Source organism: Methylobacterium sp. WL116 (assembly GCF_008039455.1).
Lineage (GTDB): Bacteria > Pseudomonadota > Alphaproteobacteria > Rhizobiales > Beijerinckiaceae > Methylobacterium.
This window is the reverse complement of sequence record NZ_VRUV01000182.1, coordinates 1-8,116: the sequence shown is the minus strand read 5'-3', so window position 1 is coordinate 8,116 and position 8,116 is coordinate 1. Positions and strand designations below refer to the sequence as shown.

Genomic DNA, 8,116 nt, shown 5'->3' with positions numbered 1-8,116 from the left:
CGCCGACGACCGCCCGGCCCGTGCCCGGCGCGGGCGCATCGGAAAGGTCTTCCGGCTCGCCGCGACCGGGGTGATCCTGCTGCTCGCGTTCCTCGCCGCGGCGGTGGTCTGGTCGTACTACGTCACCGCGCCGTGGACGCGCGACGGGCGGGTGCGGGTCCAGGTCGCCAGCATCGCGCCGCAGGTGTCGGGGCAGATCGTCGAGCTTCGCGTCGGCGACAACCAGACCGTGAAGCGCGGCGACGTTCTCTACGTGATCGATCCGTTCGACTTCGAGGTGAACGTCGCCTCGGCCGAGGCCGAGGTGAAGAACCGCGAGGCCGACCTTTCCGTCAAGAACGCCCAGTCGGCGCGGCGGCAGGCGCTGACCACGGTCTCGACCTCCGTCGAGGAGAAGCAGCAATACGCGGGCACCGCCAAGATCGCCGAGGCGGCCTTGGAGACCGCCAAGGCGCAGCTGTCGCAGGCCAAGACCAACCTCGCGCGCACCCAGGTGAAGTCCACCGTCAACGGCCGCGTGACCAACCTGCTGCTGCGCACCGGCGACTACGCCTCGACGGGCACCTCGAACATCTCGGTGATCGACACGGACTCGTTCTGGGTCGACGGGTATTTCGAGGAGACCAAGATGGAGAACATCCATGTCGGCGACCCGGCAGAGATGGCGCTGATGGGCTATTCCGGGCACCTGCGCGGCACGGTCGAGAGCATCACGCAGGGCATCTCCACCGCGAATGCGGCACCGAGCACGCAGGGCCTCCCCAACGTCGATCCGGTCTACACCTGGGTGCGGCTGGCGCAGCGGGTGCCGGTGCGGATCCGCCTCGGCCACGTGCCGCCGGGTGTTCCCCTGGTCGCCGGCATGACCGCGACGGTCGTCGTCGGCGAGGGCGGCACGCCGCCGCCGGCCTGGTTCATGAATCTGCGCCGGCGCATCACCGGCGAGCCGGCGCCGACCCGGGAGGCGGAGGCCGAGAAGCGCTGAGGCCGGCGCCGTCCGAGCCCGCCGGGCCGTGTTGCAGAAAGTTGCGGCCTGCCGCGTGTCCCTGTACCGGCGCGCCCGGATGCGCGGGCTCGCGAGGAACGCCATGACACGCCGCCCCCTGTACGTCCTCATCGCCGCCGCCGGGCTGGCGCTGGCCGCGACCGGCGCCCGGGCCGCGCCAGCCAAGGCGGCGGTGTTCGACGTCCAGTTCGCGAACCGGTCGCCCGTCGCCCCCGACGCGGCCGAGATGGGGCGCCTGAAGCGCATCGGCACCGTGTTTCGCGACCTTCTGCAGAAGAAGGGCCTGTTCACGGTGGTCTCGGCCGAGCCGGACCAGGAGGAGGTCGCCAGGAGAGCGGACCTGCGTCGCCGCAACAGCTGCGCCGTCACCGTCGCGAAAAGGCTTGGGGCCGACACCGCGATCACCGGCGAGGTCCAGAAGGTCTCGAACCTGATCCTCGACCTCGATGTCTACGTGAAGCCGGTCGCCGACGACGCGCCGAAGCAGGCCTGCAGCGTCGACCTGCGCGGCAACACCGACGAATCGTTCGATCGCGCCGTGCCCCACATGGTCGAGAACAACATGAGCGACGGGCCGTAGGACCGGTCGATCCTAAGGATCTCGCAGAGCTTGCGACGCCGACCCGATCGATGTCGCGACGCATCAAGAGGTCGCCCATCATCGTCCAGGCGATCTTTTGCGGTGCGATCGACTATTCGCACATGCGAAGACTGGAAAGAGCAGCCGAAATGCACGCTTGACGTCGTGGTCTGTCGGGATCAGTCTATCTCCGTGCTTCGCCGATGGCGAAGCCGAGGCCGACCGGTGGGGTGAGCCTTCCGCCGGAGCAGGCAGGAGGAGACGAGCATGACTCCACCGCAGCGCGACGCCGCCACGACGACTTCGTGACCTGTTCGGCCCGAGGTCCAGCGGCATCAGACGGACGACGGACGGAAGCGGCCTCAGGGGCGCAGAAGCGGCCGGCACGGCTCGCCTTCGAATGCGCGAAATGCCCCGGCTCGGCCGCTTCCGCCCGGTTCTCAGATTCTACTCGATCCCGAGCTTGCTCTTGAGCAGGGCGTTGACCGCCGCCGGGTTCGCCTTGCCGCCGGTGGCCTTCATGGTCTGGCCGACGAACCAGCCGAGCAGCGTCGGCTTCTCCTTCGCCTGCTGAACCTTGTCGGGGTTCTTGGCGATGATGTCGTCGACCGCCGCCTCGATCGCGCCGGTATCGGTGACCTGCTTCATGCCGCGGGCCTCGACGACCGCGCGCGGGTCTCCGCCTTCCGTCCAGACGATCTCGAACAGGTCCTTGGCGATCTTGCCCGAGATGACGCCCTCGCCGATCAGGTCGATGATCCGGCCGAGCTGGTCGGCGGAGACCGGCGTCGCGTCGATGCCGATGCCTTCCTTGTTGAGGCGGCCGAACAGCTCGTTGATCACCCAGTTCGCGGCCGCCTTGCCGTCGCGCCCGCGCGCCACCGCCTCGTAGTAGTCGGCCGACGCCCGCTCGGCCACGAGCACGTTGGCGTCGTAGGCGCTGAGCCCGAAATCGGCGACGAAGCGCGCCTTCTTGGCGTCCGGCAGCTCGGGCAGGCCCTCGGCGAGGGCGTCGACGTAAGCCTGGTCGAACTCGAGCGGCAGCAGGTCCGGATCGGGGAAGTACCGGTAGTCGTGCGCCTCTTCCTTGGAGCGCATCGAGCGGGTCTCGCCCTTGGCCGGATCGTACAGGCGGGTCTCCTGGGAGATCGTGCCGCCATCCTCGATGATCGCGATCTGGCGCCGCGCCTCCGACTCGATCGCCTGGCCGATGAAGCGGATCGAGTTGACATTCTTGATCTCGCAGCGGGTGCCGAGCGGCTGGCCGGGACGGCGCACCGAGACGTTCACGTCGGCGCGCAAGCTGCCCTTCTCCATGTCGCCGTCGCAGGTGCCGAGGTAGCGCAGGATGGTGCGCAGCTTGGTCACGTAGGCGCGGGCCTCCTCGGAGGAGCGCAGGTCCGGCTGCGAGACGATCTCCATCAGCGCGACGCCGGAGCGGTTAAGGTCGACGAAGCTCTGGGTCGGGTTCTGGTCGTGCAGCGACTTTCCGGCATCCTGCTCGAGGTGCAGCCGCTCGATCCCGACGGTGATCGACTCGCCGTCGAGCAGGTCGACGACGACCTCGCCCTCGCCGACGATCGGGTCCTTGTACTGCGAGATCTGGTAGCCCTGCGGCAGGTCCGGGTAGAAGTAGTTCTTCCGGTCGAACACCGAGCGGTGGTTGATCCGCGCCTTCAGGCCGAGGCCGGTGCGCACCGCCTGGGCCACGCATTCCTCGTTGATCACCGGCAGCATGCCGGGCATCGCCGCATCGACCAGCGAGACGTGGTCGTTCGGCTCGGCCCCGAACTCGGTGGAGGCGCCGGAGAACAGCTTCGAGCGGCTGGTGACCTGGGCGTGGATCTCCATGCCGATCACCACCTCCCAGTCGTGCTCGGCGCCCTTGATGAGCTTCTTCGGGTTCAGGGGAGCCGTCATGCTCGGACTTTCATGCAACGGGGCGCCGGGGCGCCGCGGAGTGTCGTGGCGGTGCGGGGACCGGTCAAGGCGCGTGCGGCCGCAGGATCCGCCGGGCGGTGAAGCCGAGGATCGACCACAGGATGGCCGCGCCCACCCGCACCGGGAAGAAGGTCGGCCCGTCGTGGCTGACCGGTGCCGGCCACGGGATGCCGATCGCGGTGACCGCCCAGGAGAACAGCACCGCGGCGACGAAGCCGGCGATGACCGCGACGAACAGCTTGCCGAACTGATCGGCCGACCAGCCGAGATAGAGGCAGACCGCGATCAGGACCGGGTCGAACCCGGCCCAGATCCAGACCGTCCAGGGATAGTAGGGGACCGTCACCACCAGGCCTTCGGCAGGACCGTGCGTCCGGCAGCGCGCTCGATCACCTCGGCCGTGGCGAACAGGGTCTCCTCGTCGAAGGGGCGGCCGATGAGCTGGAGCCCGAGCGGCAGGCCCTGGCCGTCGAGGCCGGCCGGCACCGCGATGCCGGGAAGACCGGCCATGTTCACCGTCACGGTGAAGACGTCGTTGAGGTACATCTCGACCGGGTCGGCCGAGGCCTTCTCGCCGATGCCGAAGGCGGCCGACGGCGTCGCCGGCGTCAGGATCGCGTCGATTCCGGCCGCGTAGGCCTCCTCGAAGTCGCGCTTGATCAGCGTGCGGATCTTCTGGGCGCGGACGTAGTAGGCGTCGTAGTAGCCGGCCGAGAGCACGTAGGTGCCGATCATGATCCGGCGCTTGACCTCGCGGCCGAACCCCGCCGCGCGGGTGTTCTCGTACATCGCGGCGATGTCCTTGCCGGGCACCCGCAGGCCGTAGCGCACGCCGTCGTAGCGGGCGAGGTTCGAGGAGGCCTCGGCCGGCGCGACGATGTAGTAGGCCGGCAGCGCCAGCTTGGTGTGGGGCAGCGAGATCTCGCGGATCGTCGCGCCGGCATCCTTCAGCCAGGCGGCGCCGTCGTCCCAGAGCTTCTGGATCTCGGCGGGCATGCCCTCGACCCGATACTCCTTCGGGATGCCGATGGTCAGGCCCTTTACCCCGCGCGAGACCGCGGCCTCGAAATCCGGCACCGGGAGGTCGACGCAGGTGGTGTCGCGCGCGTCGGGGCCGGCCATCGAGCCGAGCAGGATCGCGCAGTCGCGCACCGTGCGGGCGATCGGGCCGGCCTGGTCGAGAGAGGAGGCGAAGGCCACCGTGCCCCAGCGGGAGACGCGGCCGTAGGTCGGCTTGATGCCGACGGTGCCGGTGAAGGCGGCCGGCTGCCGGATCGAGCCGCCGGTGTCGGTCGCGGTGGCGCCGAGGCAGAGATGCGCGGCGACCGCCGCTGCCGAGCCGCCCGACGAGCCGCCCGGGACGATCTTGGCGTCGGAGAGGACGCCGTTTTCCTGCCGGCGCCACGGCGAGATCACGTCGCCGTAGGCGCTGGTCTCGTTCGAGGAGCCCATCGCGAACTCGTCGAGGTTGAGCTTGCCCAGCATCACCGCGCCGTCGCGCCAGAGGTTGGCCGAGACGGCGGATTCGTAGTGCGGCTCGAAGGTCTCGAGGATCCTGGAGCCCGCGGTCGTGACGACGCCCTCGGTGCAGAACAGGTCCTTGATGCCGAGCGGCAGCCCTTCGAGCGGGCCGGCCTCGCCCTTGGCGATCCTCGCGTCGGAGGCGTCCGCCATCGTCAGGGCGCGGTCGGGCGTCTCCAGCAGGTAGGCGTTGAGGACCCGCGCCTTCTCCAGCGCCGCGATGTGCGCCTGCGCGATCTCGCGGGCCGAGAAGGTCTTGGCCTTCAGGCCGTCGCGCGCCTCGGCGAGGCTGAGTTCGTTGAAATCTGTCACGCTGTTCGTCCTCGGCCGTTCGGCCGCGATGCGGGTCGGGGGCGTTCCGTCGGGCGGGGCCGGCGGGCGCGGCAGGCGTCCTTCGCGGAAGGGCCGCCTACTCGACGACTTTCGGGACCAGGAAGTAGTGGTCCTCCGTCTCGGGCGCGTTGGCGACGACGTCGACCGCGCGGCCGCCGTCGGTGACCACGTCCTTGCGCTTCTTCATCGCCATCGGCGTCACCGAGGTCATCGCCTCGACGCCGGTCACGTCGACCGCGCCGAGCTGCTCGACGAAGGCGAGGATGGCGTTCAGCTCGCCCTGCAGCGGCGCGACCTCGTCTTCGGCGACCGCGATGCGGGCCAGATGCGCGATGCGCCGGACTGTCTTCTCGTCGACCGACATGCTGCCTGTTCGTCTCGGCTGTTCGTCCCGAAGGACCCGGCGCGCCACGGCGGAGATGCGCCGCGTCGGCCCGGTCCCTCGACGGTCCGGGCGCTATAGCACCGGGCTTCGCGACGCCGCAACGCGCCGGGGCGTCAGGTGACGACGTGGTTCGGCGTCACCGTCGTCTCGACCACGATGCCGGCCGGGCGGATCGGGAAGCACGCGGCCAGGGTGAAGCCGAGCACCAAGACCTCGAAGGCGACGAGGAGCATCACCTTGTGCCGCCGCGGCAGCGGGCGGCGAGGAGGGGACGCGTGGGGGACGAAAGAACCGATGGCGCGCACGATTGCCTCCGCTGCGGGCTTAACGAAACCTTAACCATCGTTATGAGGGAAGCGCTGCGTTGTCGGCCACGGCAAACTCGCGACGCGGTTAACGGCTGTGGATGGAGCGTGAGCGCGATGTGGAACACGGTGTTCGAGCGGCTTCATCCGGGCGCACGCTCGAGCGACGCCGAGATCGCGCGGGCGGAGGCCGAGCTCGGCTTCGCGCTGCCCGAATCGTATCGCAGCTTCTGCCGTGACTGCGGCGCCGGCCTCGCCAACGGCCATTTCCGGATCGCCACGCCCCTGCCCTACCCGGCGGCCGACCTGGTGACGCGGGCGGAGATCATCGCCGACAGCATCAACGCGGCGATCGCGGCGCTCTCGGCCGCCGACGCGCCGCACCGGTTCGCGATCGAGGACAACGACCTGTCGCGGCTCGCACGCGCCTGCTTCTTCGGCGAAGGCGAGGACGGCAGCTTCCTGTTCTGGGACGTCGCCGGCGCGGGCGAGTACCCGATCTGGGTGATGGCCGCGGATCTCGAAACCGTCCGCTTCGGCGGCGACAGCCTCGACGCGTTCTTCCGGCGCACGCAGGGCCTGACGATCCTCGACGTGCTCGGCGACGGCACCCCGCCGCTGGCCTCGACCTTCGAGGGCATCGAGGCGGCGGTGATGGCGCGGGCCGGCGAGGCGAGCCCGCCCGGCGAGCCGGCATAGGGCGCGAGCGGAACGGGATACGATGGACGAGGACACGTTACGCGCCTTCGCCGAGGCCTCGCGCGGCGGCCCCCGGCTGATCGGCATCGATCTCGGCACCAAGACGATCGGGCTCGCCCTGTCGGATCTCGGCCGCCAGATCGCGTCGCCCCTGGAGACGATCAAGCGGGTGAAGTTCACGCCCGACGTCGCGCGGCTGCGCTTCCTCTGCGAGCAGCACGCGGTCGGCGGGCTGGTGATCGGGCTGCCGCTCAACATGGACGGCAGCGAGGGCGTGCGGGTGCAATCGACGCGCTCGTTCGTGCGCAACCTCAAGCCGCTCCTCGACCTGCCGGTCCTGTTCTACGACGAGCGCCTTTCGACCGCCGTCGTCACGCGTGCGCTGATCGCGGCCGACACCTCGCGGGCCAAGCGCGGCGCGCTCGTCGACAAGCTCGCCGCCGCCTACATCCTGCAGGGCTGCCTCGACCGGATGCGGGGGCTGGTCGAGTCCGAGGACGACGACCCGTTCTGAGCGCTTGCGCGCGTCTCGCCGGCTGCGGCTCAGCCGATCAGCGACACCATCCCGCTGCCGTGCCGCTCGATCCGCCCGTCGAGCTCGAGCTCAAGCAGCGTGGTCTGGACGCGGCGCACGGAGAGCCCGGTGGCACGCGCAAGCTCGTCGGTGCCGACCGGCGTCGGGCTGAGCGCGGCGACGAGCGTCTCCCGGTCGCTCACCGGCTCTGCCGGTTCCGGCGCCTCGAACGGCGCAGCCGGCATCGGCGCGGCGCCGTCATCGAGGTCGATCTCGTCCCAGAAGTCCGGCTGGTCGGCGAGGTCCGGTCGCGGGAGCGCCGGCACCCGGTCGGGGTCGTTGCCGCGCTCGATCAGCGGTGCGATGGCGGCGAGGACGTGCTCGACCTCGGCGACGAGCGTCGCCCCCTGGCGGATCAGGTCGTTGGTGCCCTCCGCCCGCGGGTCGAGCGGAGAGCCCGGCACCGCGAAGACCTCGCGACCCTGCTCGAGGGCGAAGCGCGCGGTGATCAGCGAGCCCGAACGGCGTGCCGCCTCGACCACCACGGTGCCGTAGGCCAGCCCCGAAATGATGCGGTTGCGCCTCGGGAAGTCGCGCCCGCGCGGCACCCAGCCCATCGGCATCTCGGCGATCACCGCCCCGCCCGCCTCCAGGATCGCCTCGACGATGCCGGCATGGTTGGCCGGATAGATCTTGTCGTGGCCGCCCGCGAGCACCGCGACGGTGCCGGTCGCGGCGGACGCCTTGTGCGCGCGGGCGCGACTTCCCGAGGCGCAACCGCATCATTTCGGGGCTGGCCTACGGCACCGTGGTGGTCGAGGCGGCACGCCGT

9 protein-coding genes and 2 pseudogenes are annotated in these 8,116 nt (G+C 70.3%); 5 read left to right on the top strand and 6 right to left on the bottom strand.

The genetic code is table 11. The features are described from left to right. Both FV223_RS14390 and FV223_RS14385 read left to right on the top strand, forming a co-directional pair. Window positions 1–985, top strand: a 985-nt coding sequence (locus tag FV223_RS14390) for an HlyD family secretion protein (RefSeq protein WP_147727683.1), incomplete at its 5' end; no start/stop codon positions are given. Window positions 986–1,088: 103 nt separating this feature from the next. Further along, window positions 1,089–1,586, top strand: a complete 498-nt coding sequence (locus FV223_RS14385) for a DUF3280 domain-containing protein (RefSeq protein WP_147727682.1) — start codon at window positions 1,089–1,091, stop codon at window positions 1,584–1,586. Window positions 1,587–2,033: 447 nt separating this feature from the next. Here the strand turns inward: FV223_RS14385 and gatB are convergent, their stop codons facing one another. From gatB to FV223_RS32435, 5 genes are all read right to left on the bottom strand, one after another. Next, window positions 2,034–3,506 carry an Asp-tRNA(Asn)/Glu-tRNA(Gln) amidotransferase subunit GatB gene (gene gatB, locus FV223_RS14380; RefSeq protein ID WP_147727681.1) on the bottom strand — a complete coding sequence of 491 codons (1,473 nt, stop codon included), beginning with the start codon at window positions 3,504–3,506 and terminating at the stop codon, window positions 2,034–2,036. A gap of 64 nt (window positions 3,507–3,570) precedes the next feature. After that, window positions 3,571–3,873 (bottom strand): hypothetical protein, encoded by a 303-nt coding sequence (locus FV223_RS14375; RefSeq protein WP_147727685.1) that lies wholly within the window; start codon window positions 3,871–3,873, stop codon window positions 3,571–3,573. Next, on the bottom strand, window positions 3,870–5,360 hold the full coding sequence (gene gatA, locus FV223_RS14370) for an Asp-tRNA(Asn)/Glu-tRNA(Gln) amidotransferase subunit GatA (RefSeq protein WP_147727680.1): 1,491 nt from the start codon (window positions 5,358–5,360) through the stop codon (window positions 3,870–3,872). Before gatA ends, FV223_RS14375 begins: the two co-directional genes overlap by 4 nt. Before the next feature lie 97 nt (window positions 5,361–5,457). Further along, entirely contained in the window at window positions 5,458–5,745 is a 288-nt protein-coding gene (gene gatC / locus FV223_RS14365) for an Asp-tRNA(Asn)/Glu-tRNA(Gln) amidotransferase subunit GatC (protein WP_147727679.1), read from the bottom strand. Between the two features lie 134 nt (window positions 5,746–5,879). Further along, window positions 5,880–6,002, bottom strand: coding sequence for a hypothetical protein (locus tag FV223_RS32435; protein WP_279605389.1), 123 nt, complete (start codon window positions 6,000–6,002; stop codon window positions 5,880–5,882). Window positions 6,003–6,188: 186 nt separating this feature from the next. On the opposite strand from FV223_RS32435, the gene FV223_RS14355 reads away from it, so the two are divergent. Next, a complete protein-coding gene (locus FV223_RS14355) occupies window positions 6,189–6,770 on the top strand; it encodes an SMI1/KNR4 family protein (RefSeq protein ID WP_147727684.1) in 582 nt (193 codons plus the stop codon). A gap of 22 nt (window positions 6,771–6,792) precedes the next feature. Next, window positions 6,793–7,284, top strand: coding sequence for a Holliday junction resolvase RuvX (gene ruvX / locus FV223_RS14350; protein ID WP_147727677.1), 492 nt, complete (start codon window positions 6,793–6,795; stop codon window positions 7,282–7,284). A 29-nt stretch (window positions 7,285–7,313) separates the two neighbouring features. Here ruvX and FV223_RS14345 read toward each other — a convergent pair. Further along, window positions 7,314–8,042 (bottom strand): annotated as a pseudogene (locus FV223_RS14345) (DNA-processing protein DprA); the annotation flags it as partial. On the opposite strand from FV223_RS14345, the pseudogene FV223_RS31795 reads away from it, so the two are divergent. Then, window positions 8,036–8,116 (top strand): annotated as a pseudogene (locus tag FV223_RS31795) (DNA-processing protein DprA); the annotation flags it as partial. The pseudogenes FV223_RS14345 and FV223_RS31795 overlap by 7 nt on opposite strands.

What these genes read in the sequence shown, in the direction of transcription:
- FV223_RS14385 (WP_147727682.1), top strand. Translation starts at nt 1,089, where the DNA reads ATGACACGCCGCCCCCTGTACGTCCTCATCGCCGCCGCCGGGCTGGCG.
- gatB (WP_147727681.1), bottom strand. Translation starts at nt 3,506, where the DNA reads ATGACGGCTCCCCTGAACCCGAAGAAGCTCATCAAGGGCGCCGAGCAC.
- gatC (WP_147727679.1), bottom strand. Translation starts at nt 5,745, where the DNA reads ATGTCGGTCGACGAGAAGACAGTCCGGCGCATCGCGCATCTGGCCCGC.
- FV223_RS14355 (WP_147727684.1), top strand. Translation starts at nt 6,189, where the DNA reads ATGTGGAACACGGTGTTCGAGCGGCTTCATCCGGGCGCACGCTCGAGC.
- ruvX (WP_147727677.1), top strand. Translation starts at nt 6,793, where the DNA reads ATGGACGAGGACACGTTACGCGCCTTCGCCGAGGCCTCGCGCGGCGGC.